At 37.3% G+C, this 17133-nt stretch carries 16 protein-coding genes; 9 read left to right on the top strand and 7 right to left on the bottom strand.

The features are described 5' to 3' along the window. The first annotated feature begins 77 nt into the window (after positions 1-77). Positions 78-617 carry a tetratricopeptide repeat protein gene (locus tag AC6CHH_RS09390; protein WP_498282130.1) on the top strand — a complete coding sequence of 180 codons (540 nt, stop codon included), beginning with the start codon at positions 78-80 and terminating at the stop codon, positions 615-617. 58 nt (positions 618-675) lie between these two features. On the opposite strand, the gene AC6CHH_RS09385 is transcribed toward AC6CHH_RS09390, so the two are convergent. Together AC6CHH_RS09385 and AC6CHH_RS09380 are read right to left on the bottom strand one after the other, a co-directional pair. After that, the gene (locus AC6CHH_RS09385) at positions 676-1167 is read right to left on the bottom strand and encodes a hypothetical protein (RefSeq protein WP_498282128.1); all 492 of its coding nucleotides are present in this window, start codon (positions 1165-1167) and stop codon (positions 676-678) included. Between the two features lies 1 nt (position 1168). Beyond that, positions 1169-1642, bottom strand: coding sequence for a DUF4293 domain-containing protein (locus tag AC6CHH_RS09380; protein WP_498282126.1), 474 nt, complete (start codon positions 1640-1642; stop codon positions 1169-1171). A gap of 188 nt (positions 1643-1830) precedes the next feature. Between AC6CHH_RS09380 and truA the strand changes: the two genes are divergently transcribed. Next, entirely contained in the window at positions 1831-2592 is a 762-nt protein-coding gene (truA, locus tag AC6CHH_RS09375) for a tRNA pseudouridine(38-40) synthase TruA (RefSeq protein ID WP_498282124.1), read from the top strand. A gap of 7 nt (positions 2593-2599) precedes the next feature. Beyond that, positions 2600-4366, top strand: a complete 1767-nt coding sequence (locus tag AC6CHH_RS09370; protein WP_498282122.1) for an ABC transporter ATP-binding protein — start codon at positions 2600-2602, stop codon at positions 4364-4366. A gap of 160 nt (positions 4367-4526) precedes the next feature. On the opposite strand, the gene AC6CHH_RS09365 is transcribed toward AC6CHH_RS09370, so the two are convergent. Further along, entirely contained in the window at positions 4527-6653 is a 2127-nt protein-coding gene (locus tag AC6CHH_RS09365) for a M3 family metallopeptidase (protein WP_498282120.1), read from the bottom strand. Positions 6654-6812: 159 nt separating this feature from the next. On the opposite strand from AC6CHH_RS09365, the gene AC6CHH_RS09360 reads away from it, so the two are divergent. The 5 genes from AC6CHH_RS09360 to AC6CHH_RS09340 are packed head-to-tail and all read left to right on the top strand — an operon-like array spanning position 6813 to position 12435. Further along, positions 6813-7901: a DUF4407 domain-containing protein gene (locus AC6CHH_RS09360; protein WP_498282118.1), complete on the top strand. Its 1089-nt coding sequence runs from the start codon at positions 6813-6815 to the stop codon at positions 7899-7901. A 51-nt stretch (positions 7902-7952) separates the two neighbouring features. Continuing rightward, on the top strand, positions 7953-9128 hold the full coding sequence (locus AC6CHH_RS09355) for a DmpA family aminopeptidase (protein WP_498282116.1): 1176 nt from the start codon (positions 7953-7955) through the stop codon (positions 9126-9128). Continuing rightward, entirely contained in the window at positions 9097-10209 is a 1113-nt protein-coding gene (locus tag AC6CHH_RS09350) for a serine hydrolase domain-containing protein (protein ID WP_498282114.1), read from the top strand. The genes AC6CHH_RS09355 and AC6CHH_RS09350 overlap by 32 nt, the downstream gene beginning before the upstream one ends. Positions 10210-10225: 16 nt before the next feature. Next, positions 10226-10978 (top strand): aspartate/glutamate racemase family protein, encoded by a 753-nt coding sequence (locus tag AC6CHH_RS09345; RefSeq protein ID WP_498282112.1) that lies wholly within the window; start codon positions 10226-10228, stop codon positions 10976-10978. Positions 10979-11013: 35 nt separating this feature from the next. Next, a complete protein-coding gene (locus tag AC6CHH_RS09340) occupies positions 11014-12435 on the top strand; it encodes an aldehyde dehydrogenase family protein (protein WP_498282110.1) in 1422 nt (473 codons plus the stop codon). On the opposite strand, the gene AC6CHH_RS09335 is transcribed toward AC6CHH_RS09340, so the two are convergent. The 4 genes from AC6CHH_RS09335 to AC6CHH_RS09320 form a co-directional block, all read right to left on the bottom strand. After that, positions 12432-12776: a Rieske (2Fe-2S) protein gene (locus tag AC6CHH_RS09335; protein WP_498282108.1), complete on the bottom strand. Its 345-nt coding sequence runs from the start codon at positions 12774-12776 to the stop codon at positions 12432-12434. The genes AC6CHH_RS09340 and AC6CHH_RS09335 overlap by 4 nt on opposite strands. A 143-nt stretch (positions 12777-12919) precedes the next feature. Continuing rightward, positions 12920-14725, bottom strand: a complete 1806-nt coding sequence (gene typA, locus AC6CHH_RS09330) for a translational GTPase TypA (protein ID WP_498282106.1) — start codon at positions 14723-14725, stop codon at positions 12920-12922. A 127-nt stretch (positions 14726-14852) separates the two neighbouring features. Continuing rightward, on the bottom strand, positions 14853-16043 hold the full coding sequence (kbl, locus tag AC6CHH_RS09325; protein WP_498282104.1) for a glycine C-acetyltransferase: 1191 nt from the start codon (positions 16041-16043) through the stop codon (positions 14853-14855). 159 nt (positions 16044-16202) lie between these two features. Continuing rightward, a complete protein-coding gene (locus tag AC6CHH_RS09320) occupies positions 16203-16616 on the bottom strand; it encodes a DUF2147 domain-containing protein (RefSeq protein WP_498282102.1) in 414 nt (137 codons plus the stop codon). A gap of 149 nt (positions 16617-16765) precedes the next feature. On the opposite strand from AC6CHH_RS09320, the gene AC6CHH_RS09315 reads away from it, so the two are divergent. Then, on the top strand, positions 16766-17116 hold the full coding sequence (locus tag AC6CHH_RS09315; RefSeq protein WP_498282100.1) for a phage holin family protein: 351 nt from the start codon (positions 16766-16768) through the stop codon (positions 17114-17116). Positions 17117-17133 lie beyond the last annotated feature (17 nt).

The raw sequence follows: 17133 nt of genomic DNA, 5'->3' as shown, positions 1-17133 counted from the left end.
CACTATTTTACCCAAATCAAGTTGTATAACACACCAATTTAACGGATATTTGCAAACTTACAGTATTAAGAATAATTATGTCAAATTTAGTCCGTATAATAATTTGTAGTGTATTGGTATTGGGGACCGTAGCCTTATTTTGGTTCGGTTTCTGGGGATGGGGAATCTTGGCCATACTGATCACCATTTTAGCCTGGGTCACCGTATTTTTCAATGAAAAGATGCTTATTGCTCAATGGTTCTTACGTAAGGAACGTATGGACAAAGCTGAACAATGGTTGAAGAAAATAAAAAATTACGAAACTGAATTAGTTTCCGCACAGCATGGATATTACCACATGTTGTTGGGATTGATCGAATCGCAACGTGCTCCCCTTCAATCTGAGAAATTCTTTAAAAAAGCATTGAGCATGGGGCTTCATATGGACCATAACGTTGCTTTAGCAAAGCTAAGCCTAGCCGGAATAGCCATGGCAAAACGAAACAAAAGAGAAGCAGAAAAATACTTAGCTGAAGCGAAGAAAGCTGATAAAAATAAACTTCTTGAAGAGCAGATCAAAATGATGAAAACTCAAATGGGTATGATGGACAAACAACAATTCCGATACTCCAGGTAATAAAATACACAAGTATGTAGCGGTTTATCCAGACTTGGATAAACCGTTTTTTATTTAATCAATCGTCTAATTCCTGGTTTTGAGTTTCCAGGTCAAGTTTGGCCTCCAGGAACTGCCCCTCTTCTTTCAGAGAAGAGAACACCAATTTCACACCTTTGGGTCGAATTTTCTGACCATTCAAAGGATTTATTTTTAATGTGATAGCAACTGGTTTATCCTGATACAAAAGGTAATTCAAATAATTTTGCTTACTCTGTAGTTCAATAATCACTCTCCCCATCTGAATCGAGGTGAACATATGAGAATTATTTAAACTGTCTTGCAGTACGCTACCAAACACATTGAGCCTGAACTCGCGAGGATGCTTATCATAAGAGATTACAAAAAGCCTGATGGTCAGCGTATCGTTTGAGTCACTGACTGATTTCAGATCAAATTGAATATCATCTACAATGTTTAAAGTAGAATCTGTATCGGTTTGTCCACTGCTAAATTTTGGAAATAACAGAATAGCCGAAAACACCAACAGAATCAAAATATTTTGTTTCATTTTACCTTAATCTGTTTGCTGATTTAATTAATTTTTCATCATTTCTTATTCCACGAATAGCAAAGGCTAGGAATAAAATTGAAATTGGAAGCAAGAAAAAACCAACCCCAATATTATCCGCACCAATATGCTGATTGATTAAGCTCAAGATGTTGGTAGCCTGTATAAACATCCAAATAGCAAACAAACAGATTAGAATTACCTGTATGAAAATCAACATCAATTGTAATTTTCTATTCTTGAATTTAAACAGAATGAAAAATGGAAACAGACCCAGCAATACAGTGGCTATAGTCATCAGAAGAAAGCTTGATTCCTTTGTGGCTACATTGTTAACCGAGGAATAAATACCATTAACATAAATGTTTTTTCCTAAACCAACCAAGTCAATAAAACCTACATAAGGGAATAGGAATAAAGCAAACAAGGTAAGACTTGAAAGAAATAACCAAAGGGATTGTATGCGCTGAATCATATTTCAAAAAAATTAATTATTTTCACAAATATAATACAAACAACTTAAATTGAATTTAGTTTCTCTTTCGAATCAATCGCCTCATTCTACTCGTGTAAAGTTAAAAGACAAAATTGTTTTTTTTTAAATCTACACAAAGTAAACATTCGTTATAAGAATTACTAAACTCTAACTATTATCTTTGTCTAGTGGAAGAAAAGATTAATAAATATTTCATTGAGATTTCCTATAATGGAACTGCATATCACGGATGGCAAATTCAGAACAATGCAACCTCCGTTCAACAAAGACTTAACCAGTCATTAGCAACCCTGGTTCGAGAAAGTGTAGAAACCATAGGTGCTGGCAGAACAGATGCCGGTGTGCATGCAAAGCAACTTTTCGTTCAATTCAGCTCTGCGGCAGAAATTCTTGAAAACACAGATCGCTTTCTACACTCCCTAAATGCCCTTTTACCATTCGATATTGCTGCTAAAAGATTAATCAAAGTACATCCACAAGCGCATGCTAGGTTTGATGCAGTTCTACGTAGTTACGAATACCATATTCATTTCATTAAGGATCCCTTTGTTCAAAATTTCTCCTGGCATTTACGCGATACTCCAGATGTCGATAAAATGAATAGAGCGGCTAAAGACTTACTCGGGAAACAAGATTTCTCTTGTTTTAGCAAGTCTAATACCCAAGTATTTACGAATATATGTCAGATCAGCAGAGCCGAATGGGTTTGGAATAAAGACCGTCTAATTTTTCATATTACAGCGGATCGTTTTTTAAGAAATATGGTGAGAGCCATCGTGGGAACGCTTTTAGAGATTGGTTTTAATAAAAATCCTGAGACTTATCTGCGTGATGTCATAAAAAGTCAAAATCGATCGATGGCTGGTAGTTCAGTACCTGCCTGCGGTTTATATCTAACAAAAATTTTATATCCTTACATCGATAATTAATTTAAGATTGGAAAAACAAAAAATTTCTGGCACTGCCTACGACAGTAAATTATTAGGAAGATTATCTCATTATATTCGTCCATATCGAGGTATATTTTGGCAGTCAGTCATACTTACAGTATTACTGGCTGCGGTTGCTCCTGCTCTACCCTTATTAATAGAATACACATTAGATAATTATATTTTCTCTGGTGAGGAAGAAGGATTAACCATGATGTTAATCCTAATGCTAATCCTTTTGTTTGCCCAGACCTTTATTCGGTATTTCCATACCTTGATGACCAATACCCTTGGTCAATCTGTGATTCGGGATATTCGAATTCAGGTTTTTAACCACATCAGCAATTTAAGGTTGAAATATTTTGATAACACTCCAATTGGAAGGCTGATTACGCGAACTATTTCCGATTTGGAAACCATCGCAAATATTTTTTCTGAAGGATTAATTCAAATCATAGGTGATTTATTGCAACTGGTCGTCATTCTTGGGGTCATGTTTTATACAGATTGGAAATTGACATTAGTGGTCTTGGTTCCAATGCCATTAATGCTTGCTGCAACGTATATCTTCAAGGAGGCGATGAAATCCGCTTTTCAAAGCGTTCGTCTTTGGGTTTCCAATTTAAATACATTCTTACAGGAACACATCACCGGAATGAATGTAATCCAATACTTCGCAAGAGAAGTCCAGGAAATGAACAAATTCAAAAATATTAATGCTGAGCATAGAAATGCACATATAAGGGCAAACTGGTATTTTTCAATTTTCTTCCCTGTCTTAGAAATTATCGTTGCCATAGCCATTGGACTGTTAGTTTGGTATGGCTCAAAGCAAATTTTATCGGATACAATATCCCCCGGAGTAGTGGTTGCATTCATCATGTATATTAACATGATTTTTAGGCCAATCCGTGAATTGATAGATAAGTTTAATACCCTGCAAATGGGAATGGTCTCCGCTGAACGTATATTCGAGGTTTTAGATACCGACGAATTTACCCCGAACAATGGAGAATATAAACCAGAATTAATTCATGGCGAAATTCAGTTTAAAAATGTTTGGTTTGCTTACAATGACGAAAAATGGGTATTAAAAGACATCTCCTTTCACGTGAAACCTGGAGAATCTTTAGCGTTAGTGGGTGCAACAGGAGCAGGTAAGTCCTCAATAATTAATATTTTAAGTCGTTTTTATGAAATACAGAGAGGTGAAATTCTTTTAGATGGCCGTAACCTCAGAGAATACGACTTGAATTTTTTGAGAAGTACGATTTCAACAGTGATGCAAGATGTATTTTTATTCTCAGATAGTATTTTGAACAACATCAATTTAAATAATCAGGAAATTCCATTGGATAAGGTTATTGATGCCACAAAAAAAGTGGGGGCTTATCCCTTTATTCAGCGTTTACCTGGAGGATTTAATTATCAAGTACAAGAACGAGGGGCAACTCTTTCGACAGGCCAGGCTCAATTGATCTCGTTCATCAGGGCTTTGGTTCACGACCCTAAGATTCTAATACTGGACGAGGCCACCTCTTCAATCGACACAGAAACAGAATTACTTATTCAAGATGCAATTGACAATCTTATGGATGGACGAAGTTCAATTATCATCGCTCATCGTCTATCAACTATTCAAAAGGCGGATCAAATTATTGTATTAGATCAAGGAGAGATTAAAGAAACTGGTAGTCACCGTGAGCTTCTAATTAAGGACGGTCACTATAAAAAGCTATATGATCTGCAGTTTAATTCTACGGGAATTAACTAAGATAAACGGAGAAATTATTCTTCGGAAATACTGCGAAGATTTTTCTGTTTCATCACACAGGAGCAAACTAGGTCGATCCAGTTGAAGAACAGCCAAAGTGGGTACATATAATAAATGGGGGCAAAAATATTTTGCCCCCATTTATCTTTTTAATCTAGGACTAGTTCAATCCCCTTTTCTTCATCAAATGAATAGGGTCTGGATCAGCACCTCTAAATTTACGATACATATCAGCAGGATTACCTGTTCCTCCACGCTCTAAGATATTAGAACGAAAAGCCGCGGCTGTTGCCTGGTCATATAAACCACGCTCTTTAAAGGCCGCAAATGCATCAGAATCCAATACTTCAGACCAGATGTAGCTGTAATAACCAGCGGAATAACCACCAGAGAAAATATGTTGGAAATAGTTGCTCTTATACCTAGGAATAATTGCGTCTAATAGTCCAATTTTCGTCATTGCTACCTTTTCGAAGTCATTTGCTTTCCCTTGAATTGGGGTAGTTGCACTATGATAGCCCATATCTAAAATTGAGGCTGCCAAGTATTCTACGGTAGCAAACCCTTGATCAAAAGTTCCAGCATTCTGCAATTTTTCAATCAATGCATCAGGAATTGCTTCTTTTGTCTGGAAATGTTTAGCATAAGATTTTAATACTTCTGGATCTGACGCCCAGTTTTCCATAATCTGGGAAGGAAGCTCTACAAAATCTCGCGGAACAGAGGTTCCAGCTAAACTTCTATATTTTACATTCGAGAATAAACCATGTAATGCATGGCCAAACTCATGAAATAGTGTTGAAGCCTCATCAAAAGTTAATAACGCGGGATTGTCTCCGACAGGTTTTGTGAAGTTGCATACGATTGATATAACAGGAGCGACACGTTTCCCATCTTTTCTACCCTGAGAGCGATAAGAAGTCATCCATGCGCCTGAACGCTTTGATTCACGTGGAAAAAAATCAGCGTATAGTACTCCAAGATGAGAACCATCTTTATCTTTTACTTCATACACCTGTACCTCTGGATGGTAGATTGCTACATTATTTAAGGCAACAAAAGAAATGCCCCAAAGTTTATTTGCTGTTGAGAATGCACCTTCTCTAACTGCCTCCAAACTGAAATAAGGTTTTATATCCTCCTGGTTCAAGTCAAATCTTTTCTGACGAATCTTTTCTTGATAATAGCGCCAATCGTATGGAGCTACTTGAAAATTTCCATTTGCCAATTTGATTTCCTTTTGAATATCCTGAGTCTCTTGTTTCGCTTTTGCAATAGCGGGTTCCCAAAGTTTATTTAATAAAGCATTTACATTTTTTGGATTTTCTGCCATTGACTCTTCTAATACATAGGCGGCATGTGAACTATATCCCAATAATTTAGCTTTCTGCAAACGGAAATTTGCAATATCAATTAAGATTTTATTGTTATCATTATCATTCCCATTATTACCTCGCATTTGATAAGCAGTCCAAATTTCCTTACGCAATTCGCGATTATCTGCATATTGAAGAAATGGCATAATGGAGGAATTCTGTAGCGTAAATAACCACTTGCCTTCTTGTTGTTTTGCTGTTGCTGCTGAGGCCGCTGCTGTTTTTAATTCTTCTGGGAGTCCTGCTAAGTCCTCTTCCTTATCAACCCACAATTGGTATGCATTGGATTCGGCTAACAAGTTTTGGCCAAATTGAGTAGTAAGTACAGAAAGTTCTGAATTTATTTTCTTCAATTTCTCTTTATCCTGTTCGGAAAGATTAGCACCTGCTCGAACGAACCCTTTATATGTTTCATCTAATAATTTCTGGTCTTCAGCTTCTAAGCCCAAAGTTGACTTTTGGTCAAAAACTTTTTTTACTCTTTTAAATAACTCTGGATTTAATGAGATTTCGTCTCTATGTGCCGAGAGAACAGGTGCTAGATCCTTTGCAATAGCCTGTATAGTATCGTTTGTGTTAGCACTATTTAAATTGTAAAATACAGAACTAACTCGTTGCAACAATTGTCCAGCATTTTCCAAAGCTAAAATGGTATTCTCAAAATTAGCTTCTCCAGAATTATCCAAAATAGAATCTATTTCCAAAACATTCTCTTCCAAAGCGGCTTTAAAAGCTGGCCTAAAGTGCTCATCTTTAATCAGGTCAAAAGGAGGAACGTCAAAATTAGTTGCGTAATCTTGTAATAAAGGGTTGGAGCTGTCCGCTTGTAAGGTCTTTTTCACTTCGTTATTACACCCCACTAACATCGTGGCAACAACAACGCAATAGGGTAAAAACTTGTTTTTATTCATTATACTTTAGTTTGTTTCAAATTTTGTGCAAAGGTAAAGATAATTTAAATAGATAAGCAATCCTTGTTCGGTGAGAAACAAATAAGAATAATCAATTCTTTTTATGAACTTAGGTGTAACAAAACAAAAATTCAACCGTCTAATTAACAAAGATTCACTATGAAAGACTTTTTTTGGTGGTGTGCCGGTGTCCATAAAGAGACATTAGACAAATATCCACAGGAACATAACAAATACGTAAGTATTGGAGCGACAATATTTTTTACTGGTTTATTTGCGGCATTAGCTGGTGGATATGCATTATATTTTGTTTTCAGCGGCAGCGATTTCGCATTTTTCTACGCTTTAATTTTCGGGCTAACATGGGGTATTGCCATTTTTAATCTAGACCGCTATATTGTTTTAAGCATTGATAAAAGCCGAACAGTGTGGATGCAAATTTTTCAAGCCATTCCTCGAATTTTACTTGCCATTTTAATTGGTTTGATTATTTCAAGACCTTTAGAACTTAAAATATTTGATAAAGAAATACGTGAATATTTACGAGCGGAGTATTTAGTCCAACAAAATGCTAAAATTGACACGTTGAATAAAACATTCCAAAACAAATACCAAAGTGAATTCAACCAATTAAACGCAATTAAGAGCCAATCTGATTCTATAGATGCGAATATAAAATCGGCTAGACAGAAGTTAAATCATGAAATTTTTGGAAAAAAAACGGATGAAACTTCTGGAGTTATGGGCTATGGCCCGTATGCAAAAATGAAAGAGGGCGAATTAGTAAAACAACAAACTTTATTGGATAGTTTGCGCGCCAACATCCAACGCAAAGAAGCTACACTTTTGAACAGGAAGTTAGCCGAGGGTCTTATGGACCAGCGTATTCTTTCAGATAAAACACTTGATAGCGCGGTGAATGTAGCAGGGTTTGCGGACCGGAATGCAGCCTTGAGTAACCTGCACAAAAAACCCGATGGTACAATCAACCAATCTACTGAAAATGCGGTCATATTCATAGCCTTACTGTTTATATTCTTTGAATGTCTACCTGTTTTAGTAAAATTGATGAGTAGCCGTGATCCCTATGATAATGCTTTAAAACATCAAAAGGAAATTCATAACTATGACTCTGAGACAAATGTGAATGTGGAAAAAACTGCCATTGATAAAATTGAGGATTATCGAATCGAAGCTTCAATTCAGCGAAGAATGAATGGTTTACAGCAAGAATTTGATCAGCGATAAGATGCTTTATTAAAGAATTCAGTATACTTGTTCAACGTAGATCTAAATTCAATGAATAAACGACACCTTTTAATTGCCTTGATACTGTGCACATCAATAGGGAATGCTTTGAGCCAGCAACAAAGAGGCCGAATAAGAGATTTTGGCATTCAAATAGGCATCCTCCCTACAGGTCACCTCAATACAATCACTGATGTAGCCGGCGTGAGCGTCGGTCATACCACGCTGAATAAAGCAGACAACATCCGTACCGGGGTCACCGCAATCCTTCCTCACCAAGGCAACCTCTTTCAAGAAAAAGTACCAGCGGCAGTTTATGTTGGGAACGGGTTTGGCAAAATGTTGGGCATATCACAAATAGTAGAACTTGGAAACATAGAATCCCCCATTTTACTAACCAATACCTTAAATGCACCAAAAGTAGCTGATGGTTTGATTGATTATATGCTCTCCTTACCTGGTAATGAAAAAGTACGATCCATCAACACAGTTGTTGGAGAGACAAACGATGGCGGTTTAAATGATATTAGAGGTAGACATGTTCAATCGACTCATGTTCACCAGGCCATTAAAAATGCAAAATCCGGACATGTTGAAGAAGGAAATGTTGGAGCTGGAACCGGAACAGAGTGTTTAGGTTTCAAAGGAGGAATAGGAACATCATCACGTAAACTACCAGATTCAAGAGGTGGGTATACCGTTGGTGTACTCGTTCAAACCAACTTTGGCGGAATACTGGAAATCAACGGCGCTCCAGTTGGACGTGAATTAGAAAATTATTATATGCAAGAGCCAAAAGAAAACCATAAGATTGACGGCTCGTGCATGATTATCATTGCCACAGATGCGCCATTATCAAGTCGGAATCTGGAGCGGTTGGCCAAAAGATCTTACTTAGCTTTTGGGAATGTAGGATCATTTTCTTCCAATGGTAGCGGAGATTATTCAATTGCATTTTCTACGTTTCAGGGAAATCGGATTCCTTATAACAGCAATCAAAATCAACATAAAATTCAAGAACTAGGAAATGATTTTATGTCTCCTTTATTTTTAGCTGTATGGGAGGCAACGCAAGAGGCGATACTGAATTCGATGTTTATGGCGCAGGATATGAAAGGAATTAACGGACGAGAAGTTAAAGCAATACCCATTCAAGAAACCATGCAAATTCTCAAAAAATACAATGTATTAAATCATGATAAACTACCAAAAGCGATCGGAAACTAAACCAATTTTGATTATATTATTTGTCCTATCTACTTTTGTCCTGAATCAATCTATTGCGCAGACCTACACTGAAAAAATAAAAGAAATCGCGAAAAGATATTCCATTCCAGCCATTCAAGTATTACACTACAAAAATGGCGAAAGCAAGGCTGTAAACTATGGATTAATCCAAACTGGAACCGTAGATTCGATTGATAAGAATACGGTATTCCAGGCAGCCTCATTAACCAAGGTGGTCACTGCTTATCTTTTTTTTAGATTGCTGGACAAAGAAATCATACAATTGGACTCACCACTTTGGAATTATTATCAATACGATCGTCTTAAGGATCATCCTGAAAAGGAAAAAATAACCGCTCGTACGGTCCTTTCTCACCAGTCTGGACTCATGAATTGGCAAGGAGACGTACCGAGTTCAGAGTGGCGCAAAACTGCCTTAACGATGCAATTTAAACCGGGCACTGATTACATGTATTCCGGAGAAGGTTTTTATTTTCTTCAAGAAACAATGGAGCACATTACGGGCAAGACATTTCAAGAACTTGTTGAAACAGAAGTATTTCTTCCAATGAACATGAATAATTCTGAAATTCGATGGGATAACAGGCTAGAAACTAATGCTGCCTGGGGACACAAAGCTCAAGGTAAATCAGCACGACTTGCCAAGTATTTAAACACGAATGCAGCCTACACGCTTTATACGACAGCAGAAGATTATGGAACGTTTATTTCAAAATTCATTTTCGAAGGATTCAACCTAAAACCAAGCACCCATCGTTTAGCATTAAAAAAAAGTGGATTAGCTAAAAAATCAGATGAGGATTCACGTCTTGATAAGTATGTTCCAGTTACTTTAGGGATGCGGATGCAGCTCAATGAATTAGGAACAGCCTATTGGCATACCGGCTCAAACCCTGGTTTCAGAAGTATGTTTATAGCCTATCCTGCCTCTAGAGAATATCTAGTCTTTTTTACCAATTCCGACGAAGGTTTCAATGCAATTCCTGATATGTTGGCTTTATTTTTGAATAATAATCAGACATTCTGGTCTTACTTGTGGAGCCAGGGAGAGTTAGACTGATTAAAAAATTTTCGATATGATTGGAATAGTTGGTGGTGTTGGACCTTTAGCAGGGTTAGACATTGTAAAGAAAATAATAGAAGAGACAGTTGCAAATAGGGATCAGGATCATGTCCCATTATTGTTATCATCTCAAGCGCATCGAATAGTTGATCGGACCGCTTATTTACTTGGCAAAGTTCCGAGTAATCCCGGAATTGAAATTGCTCAGATTGCGTTGGAATTGGAAAAATCGGGTGTTACTATTGTCGGTATTCCTTGCAATACTGCTCATGCCCCTCAAATATTCGACTGTATTAAACAGGAACTCCAAAAAGCGGATTCAAAAATTAAACTGTTGCACATGGTTGATCAGACAGTAAAATTTGTTTTGGAAAATTTTCCTTCAGCAAAAGTCGGAGTTCTCTCCACAACAGGAACGAAAAATACGGGGCTATATAAAAACGTAATTGAATCTTTTGGGCTAACTTGTATCGAACCAGATGAAGATTTACAAAGTAAAGTTCATGAAGCAATATATGATGAAAACTATGGTATAAAAGCGTTTTCCTCGCCCGTGACAAACCGTTCACATGATATTTTATTGAAGGCAATCCAAGAATTAAAAACGCAGGGTGCAGACGTTATAATTCTTGGATGTACAGAGTTACCTTTAGCCCTAGCTGAGAAGTCATATTATGGACTAACAATGATTGATCCTAACAGGATTTTAGCAAGGTCATTGATACATGAGTTTGCTCCAAATAAGCTGGCACCTTTCAGTAAATAATTTTTAAATTTCACTCACAGTTCAATATTCTGTTAATGTTCTCTCAACAACGCTATACAACCCTCCAAGAAATAGAGGTACTTTACCATAATCAGGTGAACTACAAATCGACAGCGAAGTTCACGAATGCCCAAAAAAGAATTTCCCTTCTTAAAGCCTTGTTGGAAGAAATTAAAAATGAAGAGAATGCAATCCAAAGAGCATTGTATGATGATTTTCATAAATCCGCGATCGAATCTACAATTACTGAAATTCTAGCTGTGGAACTTTGTCTCAAGCAAATCATACGAAATCTGACGAACTGGATGAGGGATCATCCTGTAGGTAGAAGCTTGTTATTAGCAAATGTACAGGCTTATTTACATTATGAACCGAAAGGAAACGTGCTAATAATCAGCCCATGGAATTACCCCTTTCAATTACCCATAATACACCTAGCAAGTTGCCTTGCGGCGGGAAACACAGCCATACTAAAGTTATCGGAATACTCTCCAAACACCAATTTGGTTATCAAAAAAATCATTCAAAAAATATTTTTACCAGAACATGTTGCTGTAGTTGAAGGTGCTATCCAGGAATCTACTCACTTACTTACCTTAAAATTCGATCATATTCACTTCACAGGATCCTCTGAGGTTGGAAAAAAGGTTATGGCCGCTGCTAGTAAGAACCTTAGCGATTTAACTCTGGAATTGGGAGGTAAATCCCCTGCCGTTCTGGACCGAAATATAAATCTAAAAAAAGTTGTTAAAAATCTAATTTGGGCAAAATTTATAAATGCCGGTCAAACTTGTATCGCTCCCGATTATTTACTCGTCCATAAACACCAAAGGAATGAAATTGAACAGCTCTTTAAACAAGAACTAGAAAATGCGTTTGGCAAAGACCCTTTAAATTCTCCGGATTATGCTCGAATAATTAATACCAAACAATTCGATCGATTACAAGATGCATTGAAAGATGCCCTGTCATTAGGTGCTCAAATCATTTCAGGGGGCAGGATGATACCAGACCAAAGATATATCGAACCAACCGTAATTAGTCATGTAGCATTAACTAACCCGCTGATGGAACAGGAAATTTTTGGTCCTATTCTACCCATTATCTATTACGAGCAACTCAGCCAGGCAATTGATTTTATTAATAAAAAGGAGAAACCGCTTGCCCTATATGTTTTTAGCAAGGATCAACATTTTAATCGGCATGTCATTCGGCAAACGAGCGCGGGATCTACTTGTATAAATGATGCAATGGTCCAGATGATGCATCCGAATTTACCGTTTGGGGGAGTTAATCATTCTGGAATTGGGCAATCCACGGGTTGGTATGGTTTCAAATCCTTCTCTCATGAAAGAGCAGTAGCTGATGTGAAAATCCATCCAGTTTCCTCAATGTTTTGGTTTCCTTATACAGAAAGAACTTTCCAGATTTTACAATGGATTAGAAGGTTATTTTAACCAAAAATTTTATTCCATAAACTTTTTTTAATACCCAGATAAAATTCGCCATTGACTTCCTTTAAAGGATAAATACGCAGACAATTTCCTTGATTTTCATCTCCTTTACCCGTCAGTACGTCAAATCGATGACGATGATAAGAACAGACTAGTTTACCATCCTCGCACCAGGCTTTAGTTAAGTCAGCACCAGCATGCGGACAACGACTGGAGGTAACCGATAGAATCCCTTTTTCGCGAATTAAACAGAGTTTTTTACCTGCAACATGCAGGGCTTTCACATAATTCCTACTTTGATCGATTTTTTCTGTTATTTTATGCCATTCCAATTCCTCTTCCATGCGGTAAATTTCCGCCTTTTTATTCAAAAAAAGAAATCCGCAAATCGACCTATTTGAATACCATAGCCAACTAAATATCACTTCTACCAAAAAAGCTACCCTGGGTGGGGTAGCTTTGATTATATGTTAACTATAAATTCCGATTAATGGAATTTCTTAGCATTCAATTTACGATCAGATTCCGTGAGGTATATCTTACGAAGACGCATACTTTGAGGAGTAACCTCAATATATTCGTCACTTTGAATATATTCCATACATTCTTCTAAAGAAAATTTGATTGCAGGAGCAATACGAGCATTATCATCTGATCCCGATGCACGCATGTTTGTTAATTGCTTTCCTTTTGTAACATTGACTGTTAAATCATTATCACGGATATGCTCTCCTAAGATCTGTCCTTCGTAAATATCCACACCTGGATCAACAAAGAAACGGCCACGATCTTGCAACTTATCTATTGAATAAGCCGTTGTTGAGCCTGTATCTAAAGAAATCAAAACACCAGCGGAACGTCCTGGAATTTGACCTTTCCAAGGTTCAAATCCTTTCAAGCGGTGCGCCATAACGGCCTCACCTGCAGTTGCCGTCAATACATTATTACGTAATCCGATAATTCCTCGTGAAGGAATAGAGAATTCCAAGTGTTGCATTTCACCTTTAGTTTCCATAACCAATAACTCTCCTTTACGTTGGGTCACAAGTTCAATTACTTTACCAGAAACTTCAGCAGGAACATCCACTACCAATTCTTCAATTGGTTCGTGTTTACTTCCATTGATTTCCTTAACAATTACTTGTGGTTGACCCACTTGTAATTCGTATCCTTCGCGACGCATTGTTTCGATCAATACCGATAAATGCAGAATACCACGACCATACACTAACCATGCATCTGGAGATTCCGTCGGAACTACGCGTAATGCTAAATTTTTCTCCAATTCTTTCTGAAGGCGGTCATAAATGTGACGAGAAGTCACAAACTTGCCCTCTTTACCGAAGAATGGTGAATTATTAATTGTGAATAACATATTCATCGTAGGCTCATCGATGTGCATCACTTCCAGTTGTTCTGGGTTGTCAAAATCAGCGATCGTGTCTCCAATTTCAAACCCCTCAATACCAACAACCGCAACAATATCTCCTGCATGCACCTCAGATACTTTCACTCGGCCCAGCCCTTCAAATAATTGAAGTTCTTTTACGCGCGATTTAACGACTTTGCCATCACGTTTCACTAATGAAACAGGTTGGTTTTCTCTGATTGATCCACGAAGGATACGACCTATCGCAATTCGACCTACAAAAGTAGAGTAATCTAAAGAGGTAACCTGCATTTGCAAAGTCCCTTCTGACACCTTTGGTGCAGGAATATGTGCAATGATTGCATCTAACAATGGAACAAAATCAGTAGTTGGAGTTTTCCAATCATCCGACATCCATCCTTGTTTAGATGAACCATATAGTACAGGGAAATCCAATTGGTCCTCGGTTGCACCTAGATTGAAGAACAAATCAAAAACGCTCTCATAAACCTCCTCAGGACGACAATTTTCTTTATCAACTTTATTAACAACTACAATAGGTTTTATGCCTAATGCCAATGCCTTTCCAGTAACAAATCGAGTTTGAGGCATCGGACCTTCAAAAGCATCCACCAACAATACAACCCCATCGGCCATTTTTAAAACGCGCTCTACCTCACCACCGAAATCGGCGTGACCAGGCGTATCAATAATGTTGATTTTGGTATCTTTGTACTTAACAGACACGTTTTTAGATACAATCGTAATACCACGTTCACGCTCTAAGTCATTATTATCAAGGATTAACTCCCCTGTGTTTTCATTATCCCTGAACTGATTTGTGTAGTGTAAGATTTTATCCACTAGCGTAGTTTTCCCGTGGTCTACGTGCGCGATGATCGCTATGTTTCTAATATTCTGCATTGAGCAATAATGTGTTATATAAAAATTAAGAGGTGCAAAGATAATTATTTTGCACCTCAATTATTACATATTAATGTTAATATTTTATGAGCTTTTTAATAAAGCGGGTTGATTCATGTTTAAAGGCTTATTTAATAACTCCTAAATTTTTTCCAACTCGTCTAAAGGCAGCAATTGCCTTGTCTAAATGCTCTTTTTCGTGTCCTGCAGAAATCTGTACTCGTATTCGAGCCTTCTCCTGAGGCACCACCGGGTAATAGAAACCAATCACGTAAATTCCTTCTTCGAGCATTTTAGAAGCGAATTCTTGGGCCAGTTTAGCATCATAAAGCATAACTGGAACAATCGGATGGAATCCTGGTTTGATATCAAATCCTGCCTCAGTCATTTTCTTGCGGAAATAGGCTGTATTGTTCTCCAATTTATCCCGCAATTCAGTTGTATCACTCAGCATGTCTAGGACAGCAACAGATGCGCCTGCAATCGCCGGGGCTAGAGTGTTTGAGAAAAGATATGGACGCGAACGTTGACGCAACATGTCTATTATCTCTTTTCGACCTGAAGTGAATCCTCCTGAGGCACCTCCCAATGCTTTGCCTAGGGTTCCGGTAATAATATCAACCCGATCTATCACATCGAAAAGCTCGTGTGTCCCTCGTCCTGTCTTCCCTATAAATCCGGTGCAATGAGACTCATCAATCATTACCAACGCACCATATTGATCAGCCAAATCACAAATTTTATCCAAAGGAGCAACCGACCCATCCATTGAAAAAGCTCCATCGGTTACAATAATCTTATGGCGACAATCCGCAGCGGCCTCAAGTTGTGCTTTCAAGTCCTCCATATCAGCATTTTTGTAGCGGAAACGTTTCGCTTTACACAAACGAACGCCGTCAATTATTGAGGCATGGTTCAGTTCATCTGAAATAATAGCATCAGATGCTCCTAGAAGGGGTTCAAAAACTCCTCCATTGGCATCGAAAGCAGCGGCATATAAAATGGTGTCCTCTGTTCCTAGAAACTTTGATATTTTCGACTCTAGCTCTTTATGAACATCTTGTGTACCACAAATAAAACGAACCGAAGACATTCCATAGCCATATTTATCAATAGCCGCTTTTGCAGCCTCAATAACTTTGGGATGTGATGAAAGTCCCAAATAATTATTTGCACAAAAATTTACGACGTTTTGTCCAGTACTGACTTTAATATCCGCACCTTGTGGGGTTACTATAATTCTTTCCTCTTTATATAATCCTGCCTCTTTAATTGCGGCAAGCTCCTTTTCTAAAGCTGGCTTCAGGGTTTTATACATAACTCATTTTTTTATTGCCATAAAGATAACGGTTTTTTAAGATGGAATTGCACGAAATCGTTTGCTCTAATTTTAAGTAGATTTAAAAAAGCAAGTTAAACAGTAAAATTCATCACTTTTCAATAAAAGTTACGGGCGAGCCATACGCCCATAATTCCATTAATTAATTCTTTTCCATGTCTCGGTACGACCTAATAAGCTAAAGCCAATAAATCCTCGAATATCTAGTTTATCTTGCCCTTTTAAAGTCATTTTACAGCTGTAGGTTTTACCAGATTTGGGATCATAAATCTCACCCTTTTCATACGTTTTTCCTTGCTTACTGAAATTTGTTAAAATTTCTAAACCTTGCAATGAACGACTTCTAAGTTTTTCATCAGGATTATTCACGTCTTTCTTTCCAGTATTTTTAACCCAATAAAGTTTTCCAAAAAATTTATCAGCCTTTTTGTAGATCTCAATCCGACCTTCTCCGCTGGGGTTCTCCCATTTACCTAAAATAGGATCACTGCTCTGTGCTAATAATGTTGTTGTGAAAAAAATAGCACAAAGGGTAGTCAAAAAATTTCTCATAACTGTGTTGTTTAAAATTGTAGGGTTAATATACTAAAATTTCTTATGTCAGCATAATAATATTTTTGTTACCTTTTTTAATTCAAGGTTAAAAACGCCTAATTGGCACTAATTTTGACCTTTATAGAGTCTAACAAAACAATTATGTTATGAGGTTTATTATCAGTCTATTAGCTACAGGTCTAGTTATTGCATTAGCTTCAAAGGTAATACCTGGAGTTACTGTCGCGGGATTCGGTTGGGCAATCTTAACCGGTCTAGTTATTGGCTTCGTAAATGCAGTTATTGGTGGTTTACTACGCTTATTCACTTTTCCTTTGAACTGGTTAACATTTGGGTTAGTATCGTTTATAATCACTGTTTTGATGATTATGCTTTCTGACAAAATTATGGGTACTAAATTTGAAGTGGATGGGTTTTGGCCGGCATTCCTATTTGCGGTCGTTGTTGCTGTTTTAGAAATGATTATAGGAAAAATCAGGGGTGAGCAAGAAAAGTAAAAGATAATGGGACTTTC

It is taken from the genome of Sphingobacterium sp. GQ94 (assembly GCF_059758715.1).
This window is presented reverse-complemented; position numbering and strand designations above follow the sequence as displayed.

Excerpts from the sequence above, each read along its gene's own strand:
- AC6CHH_RS09390 (WP_498282130.1), top strand. The coding sequence starts at position 78 with ATGTCAAATTTAGTCCGTATAATAATTTGTAGTGTATTGGTATTGGGG.
- AC6CHH_RS09365 (WP_498282120.1), bottom strand. The coding sequence starts at position 6,653 with ATGAATAAAAACAAGTTTTTACCCTATTGCGTTGTTGTTGCCACGATG.
- AC6CHH_RS09355 (WP_498282116.1), top strand. The coding sequence starts at position 7,953 with ATGAATAAACGACACCTTTTAATTGCCTTGATACTGTGCACATCAATA.
- typA (WP_498282106.1), bottom strand. The coding sequence starts at position 14,725 with ATGCAGAATATTAGAAACATAGCGATCATCGCGCACGTAGACCACGGG.
- AC6CHH_RS09335 (WP_498282108.1), bottom strand. The coding sequence starts at position 12,776 with ATGGAAGAGGAATTGGAATGGCATAAAATAACAGAAAAAATCGATCAA.
- AC6CHH_RS09315 (WP_498282100.1), top strand. The coding sequence starts at position 16,766 with ATGAGGTTTATTATCAGTCTATTAGCTACAGGTCTAGTTATTGCATTA.
- AC6CHH_RS09385 (WP_498282128.1), bottom strand. The coding sequence starts at position 1,167 with ATGAAACAAAATATTTTGATTCTGTTGGTGTTTTCGGCTATTCTGTTA.
- AC6CHH_RS09320 (WP_498282102.1), bottom strand. The coding sequence starts at position 16,616 with ATGAGAAATTTTTTGACTACCCTTTGTGCTATTTTTTTCACAACAACA.
- AC6CHH_RS09345 (WP_498282112.1), top strand. The coding sequence starts at position 10,226 with ATGATTGGAATAGTTGGTGGTGTTGGACCTTTAGCAGGGTTAGACATT.
- AC6CHH_RS09380 (WP_498282126.1), bottom strand. The coding sequence starts at position 1,642 with ATGATTCAGCGCATACAATCCCTTTGGTTATTTCTTTCAAGTCTTACC.
- AC6CHH_RS09340 (WP_498282110.1), top strand. The coding sequence starts at position 11,014 with ATGTTCTCTCAACAACGCTATACAACCCTCCAAGAAATAGAGGTACTT.
- kbl (WP_498282104.1), bottom strand. The coding sequence starts at position 16,043 with ATGTATAAAACCCTGAAGCCAGCTTTAGAAAAGGAGCTTGCCGCAATT.
- AC6CHH_RS09360 (WP_498282118.1), top strand. The coding sequence starts at position 6,813 with ATGAAAGACTTTTTTTGGTGGTGTGCCGGTGTCCATAAAGAGACATTA.
- AC6CHH_RS09350 (WP_498282114.1), top strand. The coding sequence starts at position 9,097 with ATGATAAACTACCAAAAGCGATCGGAAACTAAACCAATTTTGATTATA.